The sequence below is a fragment of the Streptomyces plumbidurans genome (genome assembly GCF_019857225.1).
GTDB classification, from domain to species: Bacteria; Actinomycetota; Actinomycetes; order Streptomycetales; family Streptomycetaceae; genus Streptomyces; species Streptomyces plumbidurans.
The window spans coordinates 1-20,157 of the sequence record NZ_JAFJSY010000090.1; the positions used below are offsets into that span (position 1 = coordinate 1).

Here is a 20,157-nt window from a genome sequence, read left to right on the forward strand (position 1 = left end):
TCGACGGACGACCGGCGGGCACGGCGCCGGCCGCCGGAACCCTCCTCGCCGCCCGCGGCCTGCGCCGGGGCCTCGGCGGCCACGGCCCCGGCCCCGCCGCCGATGGGCACCTCCAGCACATAGGCGCTGCCGCTCATCCCGGGCACGTCGTGCGTCTGCAGCACACCGCCGTGGGCGCGCACGATCCCGCGCACGATCGGCTCGTGCACCGGGTCTCCCCCGGCGTACGGCCCGCGCACCTCGATCCGTACGACCTCGCCGCGCTGCGCGGCGGCCACCACCACGGTGTTGTCCATGTAACCGCCCGCCGACACGGGCGCGTTGCCGGTCGCGTCGACGCCCGCGACGTCCGCGATCAGATGCGAGAGCGCGCTCGCGAGGCGCTGCGGGTCGACCTCGGCCTCGATGGGCGGCGCGTGCACGGCGAACTGCACCCGTCCGGGTCCGATCAGGTCGACGGCGCCGTCGACACCGGCCGCGACGACGGCGTCGAGCATCACCTTCACCCGGGCGATCTGCTCACTGCCGGCGTCGAGCAGCTGGTAGCCGAGGACGTTGTCGATGAGGGTGGTGATGCGCGAGTAGCCGGCCGACAGATGGTGCAGCACCTGGTTGGCCTCGGGCCACAGCTGCCCGGCGTCGTCGGCGGCGAGGGCGGCCAGCTCGCGCCGCAGCTCGTCCAGCGGCCCGCGCAGCGAGCGCCCCACCAGCGTCAGCAGCTGGTCGTGCCGGCCGGCGAGCGCCTCGTAGCGGTCCTTCTCCCGCTCACCGAGGGCGGCGTAGCGCTCCTCGCCCGCGCCGAGTTCCTCGTCGTGCTGCTCCTGCAGTTCCTCGAGCTCGGTGACGTGCTTCTGGCGCAGGGCGGTGAGTTCGGAGGCGTGCTCCTCCTCGATCCGCTCCAGCTCCTCGGCGTGCCGCTGCTCCAGCTCGGCCTTCTCGTCGGCGAGCAGATCGTACTGGCGCCGGTCGGTGAAGGTCATCACGGCGCCGACGAGCTGGTCGCCGTCGCGCACGGGCGCGGTGGTCAGGTCGACGGAGACCTTGTCGCCGCCCTTGGCGTACAGCACCTGCCCGCGCACCCGGTGCTTGCGCCCGGAGCGCAGGGTGTCGGCGAGCGGCGACTCCGCGTACGGGAAGGGCGAACCGTCGGCCCGGGAGTGCAGCACGAGGTCGTGCAGCGCCTTGCCGCCGAGATCACTCGCCCGGTACCCCAGGATCTGGGCGGCAGCCGGGTTGACGAGCACGATCCGCCCGTCCGTGTCGGTCCCTACGACACCCTCGGAGGCGGCCCGCAGGATCATCTCGGTCTGCCGCTGCGAACGCGCCAGCTCCGCCTCGGTGTCGACGGTCCCGGTCAGGTCCCGTACGACGAGCATCAGCAGCTCGTCGCCGCTGTAGCCGTAACCGTCGTAGGCCTGCTGGCCGTTCTCGAGATTGGCGCTGGTGACCTCGACGGGGAACTCCGCGCCGTCGGTCCGCCGCGCGATCATCCGGGTCGGCTTGGTGCGTCCGGCGGGGTCCATGTGGTCGGGCCGCCGCATGGAGCCGGGGATCAGCTTGGAGTCGAACTGCGGCAGCAGATCGAGCAGTCCCCGCCCGACGAGTGCGGTCCCGGGCGCTTCGAAGGCCTCGAGCGCGATGGTGTTCGCGTTGACGACGGTCCCGTTGGCGTTGACCAGCACCAACGCATCGGGCAGCGCGTCCAGTATGGCTGCGAGGCGAGCAGCGCCTCGGGATGGCCTGCTGCTCACGAGACGCTTCCTCCCTGTTACCGCATCTTGCCGACCGCTCGGGCCATCTTGCCAACCGGCCCGCGACGTGTCACGCGAGCGAGTCTACGGGCACGAATTGTGCTCGCGGCGGCGGATGAGAGGGAGGTCGCACGAGGAAGTGAAGTAGAACGTGTGACCGCATCCCCTGGCCTGCACCGAGCCCTACGGCCGCCACCCCTGCCCACCCACCTGCTCCCCCAGATCGGGCAGCAACGGCACGAGCCGGTCCCAGCGACCGATCTCGCACCCATTGCTCCGGTCGTACGAGGCGTCAACGGGCCGCCCGGCCCAGACCCCGGTCACATGCGCGGTGGCCGGCCCGCCGTACTGCATGGTGCAGACGCTGTCCCCCGGCACCGGGGCGAAGGTGTCCTTCCCCCACGTGGTCACCCGGTCCAGCGCCGCACACGCGCGATCGGCGTCGGGGTGGGTGCCCCCGCCGGGGTGGCAGAGCAGGCGATACGTCCCGTCCGCGCCGCCGCCCGCGTGCCGGACCGTGACGGTGAGGTGGTCGCGGGGGTGGGTGGGGGTTTGGTCGTGGGGCTGGGCGTGGGGTTGGCCGCCGGCCTCGGCACCGTGTTGGCCGCCGGCCTGCTCGTCCTGCTGGACGGGAGGCGGGGCGAGGGGGGTGCGGCCGGGGCCGGCGGAGAGCGGGGAGCGGCCGGGGCCGTCGGTGAGTGGGGTCCGGCCGGGGTCGGCGTCGGCGGCGGCGGGCACGACGGAGGTGAAGGCGGTGGTGGCGGTGGCAGCGGTGGCGGCGGCGACCAGAAACCGGGCGAGCAACATGACCTGCCTAACGCCCCACGCCCCGGGACGTTGCGGCGCCCCACTCCTCAGGACGCTGCACGCCCCACCCCACCCCACCGGGGGCGACGCCCCGGCACGGACAAGAAGGGCTTTGCCCTGCGGCGGGCCCGCCTAGTACCGTGGGAGCCGATTGGTGACACCACGCTCGACTGTGTCATCATCTGCACGCACCACTCGCGCTCGCGCGAGCGGCTGTGCTGGAGGCGTCGCCTAGTCCGGTCTATGGCGCCGCACTGCTAATGCGGTTTGGGCCTTAAAGCCCATCGAGGGTTCAAATCCCTCCGCCTCCGCACCTGATCACCATGATCACCGAAGCCCCGGTCCACCCGACCGGGGCTTCGTCGTTCCGACGCCCGCCACAGACCCGTTTGCCCAGCTCACAAGGGGTACGGCAAACGGATTTCACATGGCGGCGGCAGTCATGTAATGTTCTTCCTGTCGCCGCGAACGGCCCCAAAGAGCCGGGACCGGCAAAAACAAAACAAGCACTCGTAGCTTAACGGATAGAGCATCTGACTACGGATCAGAAGGTTGCAGGTTCGAATCCTGCCGAGTGCACACAGGTAAGAGGCCCCGCAGAGATGCGGGGCCTCTTGCGTTCCGGGGGCGTACGGCAGCGAAGTACATCAACCCGGCTTGATCAGCCGGTGCCGCCACCCGGTCAGCCGTTGAGCGTCTCTGCGAGGAGCATGGCGCCGCCTGTGGAGAAACCCGCTCCCCAGAGCATCAGGAAGTACGGGAGGGACATGGCGATGATTCTCTGAACTGCTTGGCGGCCGCGCGGGTCAGGCCCGGTCGGCTTCGGGGGCAGGCCGTCCCGGCGCAACTTGCGGTGCATGGCCACGCCGAACCCGAGCGCGGCCACCCCGAGCAGGAGGAACGGAAGATCGAAGGAAAGGGGTGGCGCCCCCACGTATTGGCAGTACCCGTCCCGCCACACCGTGCCGTCTGCGCACCTGGACACGTCTTTCCCCCTGTCGACCGCCTGGGATCGTAGCGCGCAGGAGCCGTCAGCCACGTCGTCTCGGCGAACAAACGTCCGCTGACGGACGGCTCACCCACCTCACGCTTCACATGTGCGGTCGGGAAGACGGCGCGACTCACGTCCTTCACTTTGCTCCGCAGCTCGATCATCTTGAGCTGCTGTCAACGATGTTGACGGTTCAGCAGCGCCGTGCACCAGCGGAAGTGGCCGTCGCTGCCGTCCGGGCTGAAGAGGTCGTAGGTGGTCAGGGCATAGGCGGCCTGGTACAGCGCCAGAACCTCTGCGTCGTACCCAAGTGCCGCCGCGAACAGGCGCGTCAGCTCCGTTGTGTGGTGCTCCGCGTGGGGTCCGTACATGTCCCAGATCGCCGCTGTCACCGCCGCTTCGAACGCCGGGTCGCCGGCCGTGGTGAAGAATCCGAAGTCCAGGACCGCCACGGGGACTGCGGCGTCGTCGACGTGGACGTTGGGCGGGACCAGATCGCCGTGGACGGCGGTGACGGGCGTGTCCGGCAGGGGGCGCAACGACTTGGTGACCCGCTCGACCGCCACGGCCCACCCGGGTACCGCCGCGGCGAGCACGTCCTTGTGCCGGCTGGCGGCACGCTCGACCAGAGCGGCAAGCGCGTCGGGGAAACGGGTGTGCCCGTGCCACAGCGGGCGGTCGTCGCCCTGGACGGTCAGCCGCCGCATGGCGGGAGTTCCGGGGACGGACGCCAGGCCGCGCAGCACAGTGAGCAGGGCGTCGGTCTCGTGCGTGGGCAGGTCCCGGGCCGGGGGCGTGGTGCCCGCCTCGCGGCGCAGCGGCGCTCCGGGCAACTCGCGCTCGTAGGTGACAAGCACGCCGTCATGCTCCTCGGTGGCGAGGATCTGCGGAGTGGCAAAAGGCAGCGGGTGCGCGGCGATGTCCTCGTAAACCTCACGGACCAGGCCTAAGGCAGCCGGCGGCCGCCCGCTCCACACCTTGGCGACCAAGCCTTCGCCGAGTCGGTAGACCGCGCCTTCGACACCTGATGCCAGCGGCTGCGGGACGCGGTGGCCCCGCGCGGCAAAGTACGCCAGCCAGTCGTCACTGTGCCGTTGAAGGTATTCCGCCATGGGCGGCAGTACATCCTGCGCAGTGTGTCCCGTGCACTTTTATTTCCGGAGACTTATTTCCGGAGAGTGCTCGGGGGCCGTATGGAAGGCTTGGCCGCCCGGAACCGTCGGTGTCCAACCCTCACATCACACAGGGCAAGCCGCCCCGATTGCTCGGATGCCGCTGGTCGGTGGTGCACAGGTGAGAGGCCCCGGAAGGGTCCGGGGCCTCTTCATGGCTACGTCGTGCGGATCCTGTTGCTCGGCAGCCCTAGTCGCAGTGTGAGCCCACTGGGGCCACCTGTGCGCCTGGGTTGCCCTCGCCGTTGAGGGCGTTGCCCAACAGGCCGTTGAGGAGGCCGACCTGGCCGAGGATGTCGACGTTCAGGTCGTGGGACTTGCATCCCCCGTCGCCATGCATGGCTTCCGCGCCGTGGGCGCTGGCGGTGCCGGTGCCTATGAAGCCGACGAGGGCGATGACGGCGGCCGCGACGGCCGCCTTGGGGAGCTTGCGCATTTCTCCTCCTTGGGTTGGGGTGAGCGCACCGTCGAAAGATCCACTTCACAAAGATCCGCTTTGCGCTCAATTCGGAGGCTAATCCGATATGCCCCAAGGCGCCCTTCGAGGCTGCCATCCGTGATCGAGGGCACGGCCGGTTGGCTCTCAAGGTGCGGAGAAGGGTGTGCGCGGAACGTGTTGTGCCGTCAGGCGTAGGCCCAGCGCCATGCGTTCGGGTTGTAGGGGCGCTTGAGCGCTACGCCGCCTCCGCCAGTCGGTGGAATGCCTGGGTGGTGCGGGGGTGGGCGATCTCGTCCAGGATGTGTCGCCACTCGGGGTCGGGGAGGTCCGGGTGGGCCAGGTCCCAGGCGGTCAGGAGGGGAGCCAGTTCGCTCTCGTCGGGGCCTGTGACCAGGCTGTTCAGGGTGATGCTCGGCCGGGGGGACTGCTGCGGCTTCATGGGAGTCTCCCTTCGGAGAGTGTGGCTGAAGGTGTCGGTCCGTCGACTTCTACGATGCTCCCGCCGCCGTTCCCTCACCATGAAGCGTCCTACCGGACCGGGGGTGCGGTGAGCCGTACCCCGGAGGGGGGCTGCCCCCCACGGGCCACCCCGGCGGTCCGCCATCCACAGCCCGGGGCCGTTGTCAGTGCCGCCCTCTAATCTCGTGAGCGATGGCACAGGCATGGAAGTGCTCGGGGCTGCGGTGGTCGGAGGGCGGCCCTGAGCTGGTGTGGGACGGCGGGCGGCGCAGTGTGCTGGCCCGGGGGAAGCGGGTGGCCTTCGGGGTCGCGGACGGGGGTGTACGGACGTGTGTGGGAGCGCGGGGGCATGCGTGCCCGAGGCGGGTTGTCGTGCCGGGGCGGAGCACGGGCGCGCGGTGCGAGGAGTGCGCGCGGCTGGACCGGGCGCACTCGGTCGCCGCCGACACGATCGCGGACGACCCGCGGCCGTACCACGTATATCTGGCCTGGTTCGGGCCCGGCATGGTCAAGGTGGGGATCACGGCCGGGGAGCGGGGCTCGGCACGGCTCTTGGAGCAGGGGGCCGTGTGCTTCAGCTGGCTGGGCCTCGGTCCGCTGATGGCCGCCCGGCGCACCGAAGAGCTGCTGCGTGCCGCGCTCCAGGTGCCGGACCGGATTCCATACGCGCAGAAGCGGGCGGTGCGCTCCCGGCTCTGGGCCTCCGCGGCAAAGCGCGCGGCCGAGATCGAGGCGCTGCACGCACGGGCGGTGGGGCTGGACCAATGGCCCGAGTCGCTGGCGCGGGAGCCGTGTGAAGTCGTCGACCACTTCGGGGCGTTCGGGCTCAACGGCCTGCCGGACGCGGCCGGTGCGGTGAGCGAGCTGGTCGCCGGAGGCGGGGTGCGCGGGGAGCTGCTGGCGGCCGCCGGGCCCGACCTGCACCTGGCGGCCGGGCGCGAGATCGTCGTGCTGGACACCCGTCTGATGACCGGGTGGGAGATCGTCCCGGGTGTGGGTGAGGATGGGTGCAGCGTTCCCGTGCGGGAGTTCGGCGAGGTGGCGAGCGGCAGCATTCAGGACGGGCTGTTCTGAGTTGGTCGCGCGGGCGCAGGCGAGGGCGCGGGCGCGGGCGGGGGCGGCTGCGGGTTCGGAAGTCGGCGCGGGGATCGGGTACGGCTGCCGGTTCGAAGGCGGACGCGGGTCCAGACGTGCCGTTGGGCTCGGAAGCGGCCGTAGGTTCGAAAAGCGGTCGCCGGCCCCGTCGTGGCCGTGGGTGCGGTGAACGGTCGCCGGTTCCGTCGTGGCCGTGGGTGCGGTGAACGGTCGCCGGTTCCGCCGTGGCCGTAGGTTCGAAAAAGGGTCCCGGTCCCGACGTGGCCGTAGGTTCGAAAAAGGGTCCCGGTCCCGACGTGGCCGTAGGCAGAGAGTGCGTAGGCGAGAGGGCGTATGGCTGAGGCGGTGGAGGTTCGGGAGTTCTGGCGGCGGCTTGGGGTGCCGGGGCTTGTTGATGTGCATACGCACTTCATGCCGGAGCGGGTGCTGCGCAAGGTGTGGGAGTACTTCGATGCGCTCGGGCCCTTGACCGGGGGTGTCGAGTGGCCGATCAGCTACCGGGAGGGGGAGGGTGAACGGGTCGCGCGGTTGAGGGAGTTCGGGGTGCGGGCCTTCACCGCCATGCTCTATCCGCACAAGCCCGGCATGGCGCAGTGGCTCAACGGCTGGGCGGTCGACTTCGCCGGCCGGACACCCGGCTGTCTGCACACCTCCACCCTGTTCCCGGAGCCCGGGGTCGAGGCCTATGTCCGGGAGGCGGTCGAGGCGGGTGCCCGGGTGTTCAAGGCCCATGTGCAGGTGGGGGCGTACGACCCGGCGAGCGAGCTGCTCGACCCCGCCTGGGGACTGCTCGCCGAGGCCGGGATCCCGGTCGTGATCCACTGCGGCAGCGGACCCGCGCCCGGCAAGCACACCGGGCCCGAGCCGATCGCCCGCGTCCTGGCCCGCCACCCCCGGCTGCGGCTGGTGATCGCGCACATGGGGATGCCGGAGTACGAGGACTTCCTCGACCTCGCCGAGCGGTACGGCGAGGTGCGGCTGGACACGACGATGGCGTTCACCGACTTCAGCGAGCGGATCGCGCCGTTCCCGCGGCGGGCGCTGCCGCGGCTGGCCGGCCTCGGCGAACGGATCCTGCTGGGCAGCGACTTCCCCAACATCCCCTATCCGTACGTCCATCAGCTGCACGCCCTGGAGGCACTGGGGCTCGGGGAGGAGTGGTTGCGCGCCGTCTGCCATGACAACGGGGCTCGGCTGTTCGGGGTGTGACCCCCCCACGACGACCGAGAGCCTCCCCGAGCGTCTCAGGGCCCCCAGGGGGTTCCTGAGAGGCACCTGTGCGTTTCTCAGGCTATTCACAGGTTGCCGAAAGGACGTTCTCAGAGGATCCCGACAGTGTGTTCAGCATGACCACGACCTCGCCCCAGGGGCGCACCGAACTGCTGAGGCCGGACGGGAGCCCCGTCCGAGTGCTTGTGGTGGACGACGAGATGTCGATCACCGAACTTCTGTCCATGGCCCTGCGCTACGAGGGATGGCAGATCCGCAGCGCGGGGGACGGCACGGGTGCCATCCAGACCGCGCGCGAGTTCCGGCCGGACGCCGTCGTCCTGGACATGATGCTGCCCGACATGGACGGCCTGACCGTGCTCGGGCGGCTGCGCCGCGAGCTCCCGGACGTTCCGGTCCTGTTCCTCACGGCCAAGGACGCGGTGGAGGACCGTATCGCCGGTCTCACGGCGGGCGGCGACGACTACGTCACCAAGCCGTTCTCCCTGGAGGAGGTCGTCGCGCGGCTGCGTGGTCTCATCCGCCGCTCCGGTGCCGCCGACCGGCGCTCCGAGTCCGTCCTGGTCGTCGGTGACCTCACCCTCGACGAGGACAGCCACGAGGTGTCGCGGGGCGGGGACAACATCCACCTCACCGCCACCGAGTTCGAGCTGCTGCGCTTCCTGATGCGCAACCCGCGGCGTGTGCTCAGCAAGGCACAGATACTCGACCGTGTGTGGTCGTACGACTTCGGCGGCCAGGCCAATGTGGTCGAGCTCTACATCTCGTATCTGCGACGGAAGATCGACGCCGGCCGTGAGCCGATGATCCACACCCGGCGCGGCGCCGGTTACCTGATCAAGCCCGCCGTGTCATGAGCGGACGACGACGACCGCGCGCGCAGAAGCGACGCGCGGGCCAGCCGCGCACCCTGCGGGCGCGGCTCGTCGTCGCGTCCGTCGTGCTGATCGCCGTCGTGTGCGCGGTGATCGGCACGGTCACGACCCTCGCGCTGCGCTCGCATCTCTACAGCCAGCTGGACGACCGGCTGATGGAGGTCTCCGGCCGGGCGGCAGGGATCGGCGGGCCGATCAGCGGTGGTGCCCCCGAGAAGAAGAGCGGTGGTGCCCCCGAGAAGAAGAGCGGGGGTGCCGCCGAGAAGAAGAGTGGAGACGAGAAGACCTACCCGCAGACCCTCGACCTGGGCCAGTTCGTCACGCGTGGCCCGCAGCCGGAGCACACGGTCATCGCCCGGGTCCGGAACGGCCAGATCACCGACGGCAAGTACGGCGAGAAGTCGGACGACAGCCCCGACATCAGCGGCATGGCCGCCAGCGACCTCAGCGAGGCGGCCCGCACCTCGCTCAACACCGTTGCGCAGGACGGCAGGATCCACACCGTGGAGATCAGCGGGCTGGGCTCCTACCGCGTCAAGTACGTCACCGGCGCCACCGGCAACTACTACGTGGCCGTCCCCACCAGTGATCCCGACAGCACCATCAACACCCTGATCCTCGTGGAGATCAGCGTCACCGCCGCCGGCCTGGGCGCTGCCGTCATCGCCGGGTACGTCCTCGTGGGCGTGGCCACCCGTCCCCTGCGCCGGGTCGCCGCGACCGCGACGCGGGTCTCCGAACTGCCCCTGCACACCGGCGAGGTGAACCTCAGCGAGCGGGTGCCCGAGCCCGAGACCGACCCGCACACCGAGGTCGGCCAGGTCGGGGCCGCGCTCAACCGGATGCTCGACCATGTCCACGGCGCCCTGCACGCACGGCAGCAGAGCGAGATGCGGGTACGGCAGTTCGTGGCGGACGCCAGTCATGAGCTCAGAACACCGCTCGCCTCCATCCGCGGGTACGCCGAGCTGACCAGGCGCGGCAGGGAGCAGGTCGGCCCCGACACCCGGCACGCCCTCGGCCGTATCGAGTCCGAGGCGGGCCGGATGACGCTGCTCGTCGAGGATCTGCTGCTGCTCGCCCGGCTGGACGCCGGACGGCCGCTGCAGTTCGAGCAGACCGACCTGGTCCCGCTGGTCGTCGACACGATCAGCGACTCCCGCGCGGCCGGCATGGACCACAACTGGCGGCTCGACCTGCCCGACGAACCCGCGCTGGTCAGCGCCGACGCGGCCCGCATCCAGCAAGTGCTGGTCAATCTGCTCGGCAACGCCCGCAAGCACACCCCGCCCGGTACGACGGTCACCGCGCGCGTACAGCGGCGCGGGCCGTGGATGTGCGTGGACGTGGAGGACAACGGCCAGGGCATCCCGCCCGAACTGCTGCCGCACGTCTTCGAGCGGTTCGCGCGCGGTGACTCGGCGCGCTCGCGGGCAACGGGCTCCACCGGCCTCGGACTTGCGATCGTCGAGGCCGTCGCGACCGCGCACGGCGGCGCCGTCACCGTGGACAGCGTTCCCGGACGCACGGTGTTCACCGTGCATCTGCCTGCGCTCGCCCCGGCGGTGCCGCACCCGGCCCCCGAAACGAACTGGCAATCGCACTCACAGGCGCACCACAGTGCCACCACATGGGTGCAACAGGGGGCTTGACCACAGTCGCTTGCATGCGAAGCGACTCTTCTCCCGGCACCCTGCCGGTGCGGGAGCACCTCCCGGCCGGCGCCGCCGGTACGCCCGTCCTGGATGTAGTGATCCCCGTCTACAACGAGGAGAAGGACCTCCAGCCGTGTGTGCTCAGACTGCACGAGCACCTCAGGCGCACCTTCCCGTACGAGTTCCGCATCACGATCGCGGACAACGCCTCGACGGACACCACCCCGCAGGTGGCGGCGCGGCTGGCGGCGGAGATACCGGAGGTCTTCAACTTCCGGCTGGAGCAGAAGGGCCGCGGCCGCGCCCTGCGGACGGTGTGGTCCGCCTCCGAGGCGCCGATCCTCGCCTACATGGACGTGGACCTGTCGACCGATCTGAACGCCCTGCTGCCGCTGGTGGCGCCGCTGATCTCGGGCCACTCCGACCTCGCGATCGGCTCCCGCCTCGCCCGCTCCTCGCGCGTCGTGCGCGGTCCCAAGCGGGAGTTCATCAGCCGCGCCTACAACCTCATCCTGCGTGGCTCGCTGCAGGCCCGCTTCTCCGACGCGCAGTGCGGCTTCAAGGCGATCCGGCGTGATGTCGCGCAGGTGCTGCTGCCGATGGTCGAGGACGCCGGCTGGTTCTTCGACACCGAGATGCTGGTGCTCGCCGAGCGCGCGGGCCTCAGGATCCACGAAGTGCCGGTCGACTGGGTCGACGACCCGGACTCGACCGTCCACATCGTCAAGACGGCGACCGAGGACCTCAAGGGCGTGTGGCGCGTGGGCAAGGCGCTGGCCACCGGCTCGCTGCCGCTGGACCGGATCACCCGGCCGTTCGGCGACGACCCGCGCGACCGCGACATCCAGGACGTACCGAAGGGGCTGGCCCGCCAGCTCGTCGGGTTCTGCGTCGTGGGCGGTCTGTCGACCCTCTTCTATCTGCTCCTCTACAGCCTCTTCCGGCAGTTCAGCGGCGCGCAGATCGCCAACGCGCTCGCGCTGCTGGTCTCGGCCGTCGCGAACACGGCCGCCAACCGGCGCCTGACCTTCGGGGTCCGCGGCCGGGGCGGCGCCGTCCGCCACCAGGCCCAAGGACTCGTCGTCTTCGGGATCGGCCTCGCGCTGACCAGCGGTTCGCTCGCCGCCCTGAACGCGGCGACCTCCCACCCCGCGCACTCCACCGAACTCGCCGTCCTGGTCGCCGCCAACCTCGCGGCCACGGTGCTGCGCTTCCTGCTCTTCCGTGCCTGGGTCTTCCCCGACCGGGGCGAGGGCCGACCGTCCACGGTGGTGGCCTCGCGCACCCCGCCCCCGCCGACGTCCTCGGCGACCTACTCCACGGCCGCGTACCCGCAGTACCAGCCGCAGCCGACGACCCCGTTCCGCGCCGGTGAAGTCGCGGACCGCAGCTGGGAGGACGCCACCATGCATCTGCAGCCGGTGCGTCCGACCGACACCGATCCGAGGGATCCCCGATGACGACCCACTACGACCGGACGCCCTACGACCGGACGGGCCACGACCGAACGACCTACGACCGAACGACCTACGACGGCGGACCCGCACCGTCCTCCTGGGGCCCGCCTCCCGCGGCGGCCCCGGCCGAGGCGCAGCCGACTCCCCCCGCGGCCCCGCAGGCGGGCGAGCCGAAACAGCCCTTCGTACGCAGGCTGTGGCGCGGACGCCCCGAGGACCCCCGCTGGGCGCGCCCGGCCTTCCTCGGCCTGCTCGCCACCACGCTCCTGCTGTACCTGTACAACCTGAGCGCCTCCGGCTACGCCAACTCCTTCTACTCGGCGGCCGTCCAGGCCGGCAGCACATCCTGGAAGGCGTTCTTCTTCGGCTCGCTGGACGCGGGCAACGCCATCACCGTCGACAAGCCCCCGGCCTCGCTGTGGCCGATGGAGCTGTCCGTGCGCATCTTCGGCCTCAGCTCCTGGGCGATCCTCGTCCCCGAGGTCCTGATGGGCGTCGCGACGGTCGCCGTCGTGTACGCGGGTGTACGGCGCCGGTTCGGCCCCGGCGCCGGTCTGATCGCGGGCGCGGTGCTCGCGCTCACTCCGGTCGCGGCACTGATGTTCCGGTTCAACAACCCGGACGCGATGCTGGCGCTGCTGATGGCCGTCGCCTGCTACCTGGTGGTCCGCGCGGTCGAGGACGGCCGGACGAAGTGGCTGGTGTGGGCGGGTGTCGCGATCGGCTTCGCGTTCCTCGCCAAGACGCTGCAGGCGTTCCTGATCCTGCCGCCGCTGGCGATCGTGTACGCGGTCTGCGCACCGGTGTCGCTGCGCAAGCGGCTGGCCCAACTGGCCGCCGCGACCGGCGCCTTGGTCGTCTCCGGCGGCTGGTGGGTCGCGATCGTCGAGCTGTGGCCGGCGTCCTCGCGCCCCTACATCGGCGGCTCGCAGAACAACAGCTTCCTCGAACTGACCTTTGGCTACAACGGCTTCGGCCGCCTCAGCGGCGACGAGACCGGCAGCGTCGGCGGCGGTGGCGGCGCGGGCGGCACCGGGCGGTGGGGCGAGACCGGCTGGGACCGGATGTTCAACTCCGAGATCGGCAGCCAGATCTCCTGGCTGCTGCCCGCCGCGCTGATCCTGTTCGCCGCCGGTCTGGTGGCGACGCGGAAACTGAAGCGGACGTCCGTGACCCGCGCCTCGTTCCTGGTGTGGGGCGGCTCGCTGCTGATGACCGTGCTCGTCTTCAGCTATATGGCGGGCATCTTCCACCAGTACTACACGGTGGCCCTCGCGCCCTACCTGGCCGCCGTGATCGGCATGGGCTCCGCGCTCCTGTGGGAGAAGCGGCGGGAGACCTGGGCCTCGCTCACCCTCGCCGCCGCGGTCGTGGCGAGCGCCGCATGGGGCTACGTCCTGCTCAACCGCACCCCGGACTATCTGCCCTGGCTGAAGAACCTGGTCCTGGTCGGCGGCCTGGCCGCCGCGCTCGGCCTGATCTTCGCGGGCCACATCAACCGCCGGCTCGCCCTCGGGGCGGCGGCCGTGGGCCTGGTGGCAGCGCTGGCCGGCCCGACCGCATACACCATCAGCACCCTGCGGCAGGGCCACACCGGCTCCATCGTGACCGCGGGCCCGGCGGGCGCGAGCATGATGGGCGGCGGCCCCGGCGGCGGTGGCGGTGGCGGCATGCGCGGCGGCTTCGGCGGCGGCATGCCGGGCCGGAACCAGCAGGGCCAGCAGGGCGGCCAGAACCAGCAGGGCCAACAGGGCCAGCAGAACCAGCAAGGCCAACAGGGCCGGCCGAACGGCAACGGCTTTCCCGACGGCGGCTTCGGCGGCAACGGGGGCCGCATGGGCGGTGGAGGTGGCGCCGGCGGTCTGCTGAACGGCGCGACCGTCAGCTCCCAGGCCAAGAAGCTGCTGGAGACGGACTCCGCGAAGTACACGTGGGCCGCCGCCGCCATCGGCGCCCAGAACGCGGCGAATTACCAGCTCTCCACCGGCGACCCGGTCATGGCGATCGGCGGCTTCAACGGCACCGACCCGTCCCCGACGCTCGCCCAGTTCCAGGAGTACGTGTCCGAAGGGAAGATCCACTACTTCATCTCGTCCGGCACCGGAGGTGGCATGGGCGGTGGCATGGGTGGTGGCATGGGTGGCAGCAGCACCGGCACGTCCTCGCAGATCTCGTCGTGGGTCGAGAAGAACTTCAAGAAGGTGACGGTCGGCTCGGCCACCTTCTACGACCTGACACAGAAGGCGAGCAGCTGACGGAAAGCCGTTGACGAAGAGCCCTGACGGAACGGTGTGTTGGCTGCCGCGTTGCTGCCGCGCCCTGAGCGGGCAGACTCGGGGGTGGTGGTCGCCTGAGAGCTCGGTGGCATCGACGGTCCGGCGGGCGCGGGTCGAACTGGGCTGATCGCGCAGTTCCCCGCGCCCCCTTCGGGTCCGCTGCCGCCTAGCATCTTGATCAGTCAACGGACCGTCTAGGAAGGTGCGCCAATGGTGAGGGCAGCCGAGCGTGCGGCGCGGACCAGCGTGTGGCTGGAGGGCAAGGTCCGCCGGAGCGGTCGCGGCGGTCAGCCGTCGGGGCTCGACCGGGACCGGATCACCGAGGTGACCGTCCGGCTCCTGGACGCCGAGGGGCTGGCCAGGTTCTCGATGCGCAGGCTGGCCGGCGAGCTGAACGTCACGGCGATGTCCGTCTACTGGTACGTCGACACCAAGGACGACCTGCTCGAACTGGCCCTGGACGCCGCCTTCGGCGAGCTGGAGCTGCCCGACCCGGAGGCCGACGAGGACTGGCGCGACCAACTGCGCGCGCTGGCGAAGGAGTACCGCTCCCTGCTGGTCCGCCACCCCTGGCTGTCCCCGCTGGCCGGCACGTTCCTGAACATCGGCCCGAACTCGCTGGCCTTCTCCGAGGTCGTCCAGCACATCGTCCGCAAGACGGGCCTGCCCGTGCACGGCCTGTCCGGCGCCCTGTCGGCCGTCTTCCAGTTCGTCTACGGCTTCGGCACGATCGAGGGCCACTTCATCGCCCGCTCCGCCTCCGCCGGGATGACCCAGGACGAGTACTTCCAGCACGCCATGAGCGCGGTGACCCAGGCCCCCGAGGCCGCCGCGATCATCCAGGGGAACGCGGACATCATGGCGGCCCGGGGCGGCGACACGGTCCAGGAGATGCGCGAACGGGACTTCACCTTCGCCCTCGACCTGCTGGTGGCAGGCATCGAGGCGATGGTGGCCCGCAGCTGACCCCGCCCGACTCCTGTCTCCTGCCCCTGCCGACTATTCGGCGGCCAGCCGTGCCGGGAACCCTCCCGTGGCCACCGGCCCCCACCGCACCGGTGTGACCCGGATGATCGACTTGCCCTGCTTCACCATGGCCGCCCGGTACTCGTCCCAGTCCGGGTGCTCGCCGGAGATGTTGCGGAAGTACTCCACCAGCGGTTCCACGGAGTCCGGGGAGTCGATCACCTCGGCGGTGCCGTCGATCTGGACCCAGGGGCCGTTCCACTCGTCGCTGAGGACGACGAGGCTGACCCGTTCGTCCCGCTTGGCGTTGCGGGTCTTGGCGCGCTCGGGGTAGGTCGAGACGACGATCCGCCCCGAGTCGTCGACCCCGCAGGTCAGCGGCGAGGCCTGGGGGCTGCCGTCGGTGCGGCGGGTGAGCAGGATGGCGCGGTGCCGGGGCCGTACGAAGTCCAGCAGCTCGTCGCGGGAGACGGCGGTGTTCGTAGCGATGTTGGGTGCCATGCCGTCAGCGTAGGCGCCCGGCCCCGGCTCAGCCTGCTCCTGCCAGGACTACGCACACGCCCGCCATCACGCCCGCCATCCCGCCTGCCGCTACGCCTCCGGCAGCGACTCCCCCTGCACCGCCTGGATGTCCAGCTCCACCTTCAGGGTGGTGCCGATGGCAGCGATGCCCGCCTGGATGACCTGGTTGTAGTTCATCGCGAAGTCCTCACGGTGCAGCTCCGTGGTCGCGCGGAAGGCGGCCCGGGTGCCGCCCCACGGGTCCGGGCCCGTGCCCAGGTAGGCCAGGTCCAGGTCGACCGGACGCACGACCCCGTGCAGGGTCAGCTCGCCGTGCACCGTCCAGCGGTCGGAGCCGGACGCCGTCAGTCCCGTGGACCGGTAGGTGATCTCGGGGTACTTCTCGGCGTCCAGGAAGTCCGGCGACCGCAGATGGCCGTCCCGCATGCCGTTGCCCGTGTCGATGGACGCGGCCCGGATGACCGCCTCCACCCGGGACTTCTCGACCTCGTCCGGGGCGATCTCGATGCGCCCGGCGAAGTCCGTGAAGCGGCCGTGCACGCTGGAGATGCCCAGGTGCTGGGCGACCGCGCCCACCGAGGAGTGCGCCGGGTCGATGGTCCACGGACCGGGCGGCGGCAGCTCGGTGCCACCCTGCCGGGCCAGGGTCACCGCCCCGAGCTCGGCGCGTCCGCTCGCGGTGACGAGCGCGCTGGAGGCGACGGGCGCGTACCCGAGGGCCGTGACGATGACGGTGTACGCCCCCGGGGCGAGCTCGGTGGTGTCCCGTACGGCCCCCTCGGCGTCCGCCTCTGCGCGCAGCACCTGTGTGCCGGTCATGTCGGTCACCGTGACGACCGCGTGCGACACGGCCCATCCGTCCCGCGTACGGATCTTCGCGGTCAGTCCCATCCCGTTTTCTCCCTGCAAGTGCTACTGGTCATGAAGAGTCCGGCCCGTGGCAGGTGTACCGCCGCGCGGGGTGCACCTGCCACGGGCCGGAGGTCGGACTACTCGGCCGGGTGGGCCAGTTCGATGTCGTGGTCGTCCACGCCGCGGCCGCCCACCGTCAGTGCCGTCGCCACCGGCGCGTAGCCCGTCGCGATGACGGTGTACTCGCCGCTGTCGAGGTCGGTGAAGGCGTACGCGCCGTCGGCGCCCGTGGTGGCGGTGCCGACCACGTTGCCCGCCCCGTCCACCAGGGTCACCCGTGCGTCGGCCAGCGGACCGTGCGGCGCCCGCACGACGCCCTGGAGCTGGGCGCCGGAGTCGAGGTCGACCTCGATCCGGGTGACGCCGGTGCCGCCCACCTCGACGGGCAGCGCCCGCGGCCTGAACCCGGCGGCGTTGACCGCGACGGTCACGGCGCCCGGCACCAGCTCCGCGAAGGAGAACTCGCCGTTCTCACCAGTGGCCTGGGTGGCCAGCAGATCCCCGCGCACATCGGTCACGATGACCATCGCGTCCTTGACGGGCAGCGCGGTCGCGGCGGCCCGCACCACGCCGGTCAGCCCGCTGGTGCCGCTGAGCAGGATGTCGTACGAGACCGGCTCGCCGTTCACCACGACGGTGGACGCCTGCGGCTGGAAGCCGTCGGCGGAGGCGATCAGGACGTACGAGCCGGTGCCCGGCGCCTCGAGCGTGTAGGAGCCGTCGGCCTGCGCGACCGACCGGCCCAGCTGCCGTCCCGCGAGCGAGATCAGCGTGACCGCGGCCTGCGGCACGGGCGCGCTCTCGTTGCCGCGCACGAAGCCGCGCACCGGGGTGCCGCCGGAGGAGGCGGACTCCTCGGGCCGCGCGATGGTCGCCACGGCGCCCAGCCGCTGGGTGCCGTCGGCAGCGGCGGCGGTCTCCGAGACGGCCCAGCTGGGGATGGACTCGGTGACCGGGGCAGCGGCTGTGGCGGGGGCCTCGGCTGCGGCCGGAGCGGCCTCGGTGTCCGCGTCGGCGTCCGGGGTCTCCTCCACGGCAGCGGCCTGTGCCAGTCCGCCCTTCGTCCGCAACGGAACCTCCTTGATGAATAGGCTGATCAGGAACGCGATGGCTGCCAGGCCGGCGGCGATCAGGAAGACGTCGGCGATGCCGTGGCCGTAGGAGCTCTGCAGGAGCGTGCGCAGCGGCGCCGGCATCTTGCTGAGGTCCGGGATGCTGTCGCTGGAGTTGCTCGAACCGGCCAGCGCGGCCCGGAACTTCGGGTCGAGGGCGGCGGCGCCCTGCTGGACGTAGTGGGTGATCCGGTGGGACATCACCGCGCCGAGCGCCGAGACGCCGACCGCACCACCGAGGGAACGGAAGAAGGTGACCGTGGAGCTGGCCGAGCCGAGGTCGCCGGGGTCGACCTGGTTCTGCGTGCACAGCACCAGGTTCTGCATCATCATGCCGATGCCGAGACCCATGAGGGCCATGAAGATGGCCATCTTCCAGTAGTCCGTGTCGTACCGGATGGTGCCGAGCAGGCCCAGGCCGGCCGAGACGAGCACGCCACCGCTGACCAGCCACACCTTCCAGCGCCCGGTCCGGGTGATGAACTGGCCCGAGACCGTGGAGGAGACGAACAGACCGCCGATCATCGGGATCGTCATGACTCCGGACATCGTCGGCGACTTGTCGCGGGCCAGCTGGAAGTACTGGCTGAAGAAGACCGTGCCGGTGAACATCGCGACACCGACGAACAGCGAGGCCATCGACGCGAGCGTGATGGTGCGGTTCCTGAACAGGCGCAGCGGGATGATCGGTTCGCTCGCCTTGGACTCGACCAGGATGAACAGCAGGCCGAGCACGATCGAGCCGCCGACCATGGTGTACGTCTGCCAGGAGATCCAGTCGTACTTGTCACCGGCGAAGGTGACCCACAGCAGCAGCAGCGAGACGGCCGCGGCGACGAAGGTGGCGCCGCCCCAGTCGACCTTGACGTCCCGCTTGACGACCGGCAGGTGCAGCGTCTTCTGCAGCACGATCAGGGCGATGACGGCGAAGGGGACACCGACGTAGAAGCACCAGCGCCAGCCCAGCCACGAGGTGTCGGTGATGACACCGCCGAGCAGCGGGCCGCCGACGGTGGCGACGGCGAAGGTCGCGCCGAGGTAGCCGGAGTAGCGCCCGCGCTCGCGCGGGGAGATCATCGCGGCCATCACGATCTGGGCGAGGGCGGACAGACCGCCGACGCCGATGCCCTGGAAGACACGGCAGGCGATCAGCATGCCCGGGTTCTGCGACAGGCCGGCGGCCATCGAGCCCAGGACGTAGACGATCAGGGCTATCTGGACGAGCGCCTTCTTGCTGAAGAGGTCGGCGAGCTTGCCCCACAGGGGCGTGGTCGCGGTCATCGCCAGCAGCGAGGCGGTGACGACCCAGGTGTAGGCCGACTGGCCGCCCCCGAGGTCGCCGATGATGTGCGGCAGGGCGTTGGTGACGATCGTGGACGACAGGATCGCCACGAACATTCCGAGCATCAGCCCGGAGAGCGCCTCCATGATCTGCCGGTGCGTCATCTGGCCGTGTTCGGAGGAGCCTCCCCCGTGCTTGGCATGAGCCCGCACACCGGCTGGTGTGGTCGTTGCCATGGGCTTCCTTTTCTCAAGTGCTAGCGGGTGTACGGGTGGTCGTCTCGAGTGCGGCTTGCGGCGGCGGCAGCCGGGGCGGCACGGCGCGGCAGTCGTCGAAGCTGGCACGCAGCCGGGTCATGAGCCGGGTCAGCTGGGCGACCTCCTCGTCGCTCCAGTCGGCGAGCCGCTCCGCCAGCAGCTGCGTGGTCCGCTCGGACAGCTCCTCCAGGCGGGCGATGCCCGTGGTGGTGAGGTGCACGATCCGGGACCGTTTGTCCGCAGGGTCGGGGGAGCGGTCGATCCAGCCGCGGTCGGCGAGGTGCGCCACATGGCGGCTGGTGACCGACATGTCCACGGCGAGCAGCTCCGCGAGCTTGCTCATGCGCATGTCGCCGTAGCGGCCCAGAAGGGTCAGTACGGCGGCGCTGCCGCTCGGGCAGTCGGACGGCAGGATCCGGCCGAGCTCCCGCTTCACGGCACTGAAGGCACCGAACTGCCTGATCAGCTCCTCGTACTGCGCCTGCTCGGCCATCCCACCTCCCGCATTCGTTGCTTAGGGCAACCATACGAGTTATTGGTTGCTGCAGGCAAACAATAACGGGGGGTGCGGTTTAAAAACTTGGCAAAGACAAGTATTGCGAACGTAAATACGCAGGTGGCGGCGGATGCCCAGGTGAGAGGCCCCCCACTTGGGCCACACCCACTGATTCGCTAGGGTCTGCTGCCATGGCTAACCCCCAGGGCCCCCAGGGCAACCACGACCCCGCAGGCAGCACCCAGATGTTCCGCGCGTTCGTCGACGAGGGCCCGCAGGGCCGCCAGACCCGGCAGCAGCCCGCCGCTCCGGCCGGCCCCCGCATCGGTCTGATCGTCGGCATCGTCGTCGCGGTGGCGGTCGTGGCGGCCGTCGCGTGGCTCGCGATGATGTAGCGAGCGCT

Annotated in this window: 18 protein-coding genes and 2 tRNA genes; 10 read left to right on the plus strand and 10 right to left on the minus strand. The window is 70.7% G+C overall.

Annotated elements, in window-relative coordinates:
- Positions 1-1,751, minus strand: a 1,751-nt coding sequence (locus JYK17_RS34920; RefSeq protein WP_308011731.1) for a PAS domain-containing sensor histidine kinase, incomplete at its 3' end; no start/stop codon positions are given.
- Between the two features lie 183 nt (positions 1,752-1,934).
- Positions 1,935-2,558: an SSI family serine proteinase inhibitor gene (locus tag JYK17_RS34925; RefSeq protein WP_222811978.1), complete on the minus strand. Its 624-nt coding sequence runs from the start codon at positions 2,556-2,558 to the stop codon at positions 1,935-1,937.
- A gap of 220 nt (positions 2,559-2,778) precedes the next feature.
- Here JYK17_RS34925 and JYK17_RS34930 point away from each other — a divergent pair.
- Positions 2,779-2,869 (plus strand) — tRNA-Ser (locus JYK17_RS34930).
- A 195-nt stretch (positions 2,870-3,064) separates the two neighbouring features.
- Positions 3,065-3,137 (plus strand) — tRNA-Arg (locus tag JYK17_RS34935).
- A 103-nt stretch (positions 3,138-3,240) separates the two neighbouring features.
- Here JYK17_RS34935 and JYK17_RS34940 read toward each other — a convergent pair.
- The 4 genes from JYK17_RS34940 to JYK17_RS34955 all read right to left on the minus strand — a co-directional run bounded on the left by JYK17_RS34940 (position 3,241) and on the right by JYK17_RS34955 (position 5,599).
- Positions 3,241-3,543: a hypothetical protein gene (locus tag JYK17_RS34940; protein ID WP_108010267.1), complete on the minus strand. Its 303-nt coding sequence runs from the start codon at positions 3,541-3,543 to the stop codon at positions 3,241-3,243.
- A 182-nt stretch (positions 3,544-3,725) separates the two neighbouring features.
- A complete protein-coding gene (locus JYK17_RS34945; RefSeq protein ID WP_108010265.1) occupies positions 3,726-4,661 on the minus strand; it encodes a phosphotransferase family protein in 936 nt (311 codons plus the stop codon).
- 250 nt (positions 4,662-4,911) lie between these two features.
- The gene (locus tag JYK17_RS34950; protein WP_108010263.1) at positions 4,912-5,157 is read right to left on the minus strand and encodes a hypothetical protein; all 246 of its coding nucleotides are present in this window, start codon (positions 5,155-5,157) and stop codon (positions 4,912-4,914) included.
- 238 nt (positions 5,158-5,395) lie between these two features.
- Positions 5,396-5,599, minus strand: coding sequence for a hypothetical protein (locus tag JYK17_RS34955; protein WP_108010261.1), 204 nt, complete (start codon positions 5,597-5,599; stop codon positions 5,396-5,398).
- 212 nt (positions 5,600-5,811) lie between these two features.
- Between JYK17_RS34955 and JYK17_RS34960 the strand changes: the two genes are divergently transcribed.
- From JYK17_RS34960 to JYK17_RS34990, 7 genes are all read left to right on the plus strand, one after another.
- Complete coding sequence (locus JYK17_RS34960) at positions 5,812-6,693, plus strand: DUF2797 domain-containing protein (RefSeq protein WP_222811979.1); 882 nt, start codon at positions 5,812-5,814, stop codon at positions 6,691-6,693.
- 354 nt (positions 6,694-7,047) lie between these two features.
- Positions 7,048-7,923, plus strand: a complete 876-nt coding sequence (locus JYK17_RS34965) for an amidohydrolase family protein (protein WP_108010257.1) — start codon at positions 7,048-7,050, stop codon at positions 7,921-7,923.
- A gap of 137 nt (positions 7,924-8,060) precedes the next feature.
- Positions 8,061-8,801 carry a response regulator transcription factor gene (locus JYK17_RS34970; protein WP_108011072.1) on the plus strand — a complete coding sequence of 247 codons (741 nt, stop codon included), beginning with the start codon at positions 8,061-8,063 and terminating at the stop codon, positions 8,799-8,801.
- A complete protein-coding gene (locus tag JYK17_RS34975) occupies positions 8,798-10,471 on the plus strand; it encodes a sensor histidine kinase (protein WP_222811980.1) in 1,674 nt (557 codons plus the stop codon). Before JYK17_RS34970 ends, JYK17_RS34975 begins: the two co-directional genes overlap by 4 nt.
- Positions 10,472-10,485: 14 nt before the next feature.
- A complete protein-coding gene (locus JYK17_RS34980; RefSeq protein WP_108010253.1) occupies positions 10,486-11,934 on the plus strand; it encodes a bifunctional glycosyltransferase family 2/GtrA family protein in 1,449 nt (482 codons plus the stop codon).
- Positions 11,931-14,186 carry a glycosyltransferase family 39 protein gene (locus JYK17_RS34985; RefSeq protein WP_108010251.1) on the plus strand — a complete coding sequence of 752 codons (2,256 nt, stop codon included), beginning with the start codon at positions 11,931-11,933 and terminating at the stop codon, positions 14,184-14,186. Before JYK17_RS34980 ends, JYK17_RS34985 begins: the two co-directional genes overlap by 4 nt.
- A 231-nt stretch (positions 14,187-14,417) precedes the next feature.
- Positions 14,418-15,173: a TetR/AcrR family transcriptional regulator gene (locus JYK17_RS34990; RefSeq protein WP_108010249.1), complete on the plus strand. Its 756-nt coding sequence runs from the start codon at positions 14,418-14,420 to the stop codon at positions 15,171-15,173.
- 33 nt (positions 15,174-15,206) lie between these two features.
- Here the strand turns inward: JYK17_RS34990 and JYK17_RS34995 are convergent, their stop codons facing one another.
- The 4 genes from JYK17_RS34995 to JYK17_RS35010 form a co-directional block, all read right to left on the minus strand.
- Complete coding sequence (locus tag JYK17_RS34995; protein ID WP_128802362.1) at positions 15,207-15,674, minus strand: PPOX class F420-dependent oxidoreductase; 468 nt, start codon at positions 15,672-15,674, stop codon at positions 15,207-15,209.
- A 90-nt stretch (positions 15,675-15,764) separates the two neighbouring features.
- On the minus strand, positions 15,765-16,586 hold the full coding sequence (locus JYK17_RS35000; protein ID WP_108010245.1) for a YceI family protein: 822 nt from the start codon (positions 16,584-16,586) through the stop codon (positions 15,765-15,767).
- Positions 16,587-16,684: 98 nt separating this feature from the next.
- Entirely contained in the window at positions 16,685-19,165 is a 2,481-nt protein-coding gene (locus tag JYK17_RS35005; RefSeq protein ID WP_479725631.1) for an MFS transporter, read from the minus strand.
- A gap of 85 nt (positions 19,166-19,250) precedes the next feature.
- Positions 19,251-19,751 carry a MarR family winged helix-turn-helix transcriptional regulator gene (locus JYK17_RS35010; protein ID WP_108010241.1) on the minus strand — a complete coding sequence of 167 codons (501 nt, stop codon included), beginning with the start codon at positions 19,749-19,751 and terminating at the stop codon, positions 19,251-19,253.
- A 194-nt stretch (positions 19,752-19,945) separates the two neighbouring features.
- On the opposite strand from JYK17_RS35010, the gene JYK17_RS35015 reads away from it, so the two are divergent.
- On the plus strand, positions 19,946-20,149 hold the full coding sequence (locus JYK17_RS35015; protein WP_108010239.1) for a hypothetical protein: 204 nt from the start codon (positions 19,946-19,948) through the stop codon (positions 20,147-20,149).
- Positions 20,150-20,157: the final 8 nt, after the last annotated feature.

Coding starts and splice junctions, on each gene's coding strand:
- JYK17_RS34925 (WP_222811978.1), bottom strand. CDS start 2,558: ATGTTGCTCGCCCGGTTTCTGGTCGCCGCCGCCACCGCTGCCACCGCC.
- JYK17_RS34945 (WP_108010265.1), bottom strand. CDS start 4,661: ATGGCGGAATACCTTCAACGGCACAGTGACGACTGGCTGGCGTACTTT.
- JYK17_RS34950 (WP_108010263.1), bottom strand. CDS start 5,157: ATGCGCAAGCTCCCCAAGGCGGCCGTCGCGGCCGCCGTCATCGCCCTC.
- JYK17_RS34955 (WP_108010261.1), bottom strand. CDS start 5,599: ATGAAGCCGCAGCAGTCCCCCCGGCCGAGCATCACCCTGAACAGCCTG.
- JYK17_RS34960 (WP_222811979.1), top strand. CDS start 5,812: ATGGCACAGGCATGGAAGTGCTCGGGGCTGCGGTGGTCGGAGGGCGGC.
- JYK17_RS34965 (WP_108010257.1), top strand. CDS start 7,048: ATGGCTGAGGCGGTGGAGGTTCGGGAGTTCTGGCGGCGGCTTGGGGTG.
- JYK17_RS34970 (WP_108011072.1), top strand. CDS start 8,061: ATGACCACGACCTCGCCCCAGGGGCGCACCGAACTGCTGAGGCCGGAC.
- JYK17_RS34975 (WP_222811980.1), top strand. CDS start 8,798: ATGAGCGGACGACGACGACCGCGCGCGCAGAAGCGACGCGCGGGCCAG.
- JYK17_RS34980 (WP_108010253.1), top strand. CDS start 10,486: ATGCGAAGCGACTCTTCTCCCGGCACCCTGCCGGTGCGGGAGCACCTC.
- JYK17_RS34985 (WP_108010251.1), top strand. CDS start 11,931: ATGACGACCCACTACGACCGGACGCCCTACGACCGGACGGGCCACGAC.
- JYK17_RS34990 (WP_108010249.1), top strand. CDS start 14,418: ATGGTGAGGGCAGCCGAGCGTGCGGCGCGGACCAGCGTGTGGCTGGAG.
- JYK17_RS34995 (WP_128802362.1), bottom strand. CDS start 15,674: ATGGCACCCAACATCGCTACGAACACCGCCGTCTCCCGCGACGAGCTG.
- JYK17_RS35000 (WP_108010245.1), bottom strand. CDS start 16,586: ATGGGACTGACCGCGAAGATCCGTACGCGGGACGGATGGGCCGTGTCG.
- JYK17_RS35005 (WP_479725631.1), bottom strand. CDS start 19,165: ATGACGCACCGGCAGATCATGGAGGCGCTCTCCGGGCTGATGCTCGGA.
- JYK17_RS35010 (WP_108010241.1), bottom strand. CDS start 19,751: ATGGCCGAGCAGGCGCAGTACGAGGAGCTGATCAGGCAGTTCGGTGCC.
- JYK17_RS35015 (WP_108010239.1), top strand. CDS start 19,946: ATGGCTAACCCCCAGGGCCCCCAGGGCAACCACGACCCCGCAGGCAGC.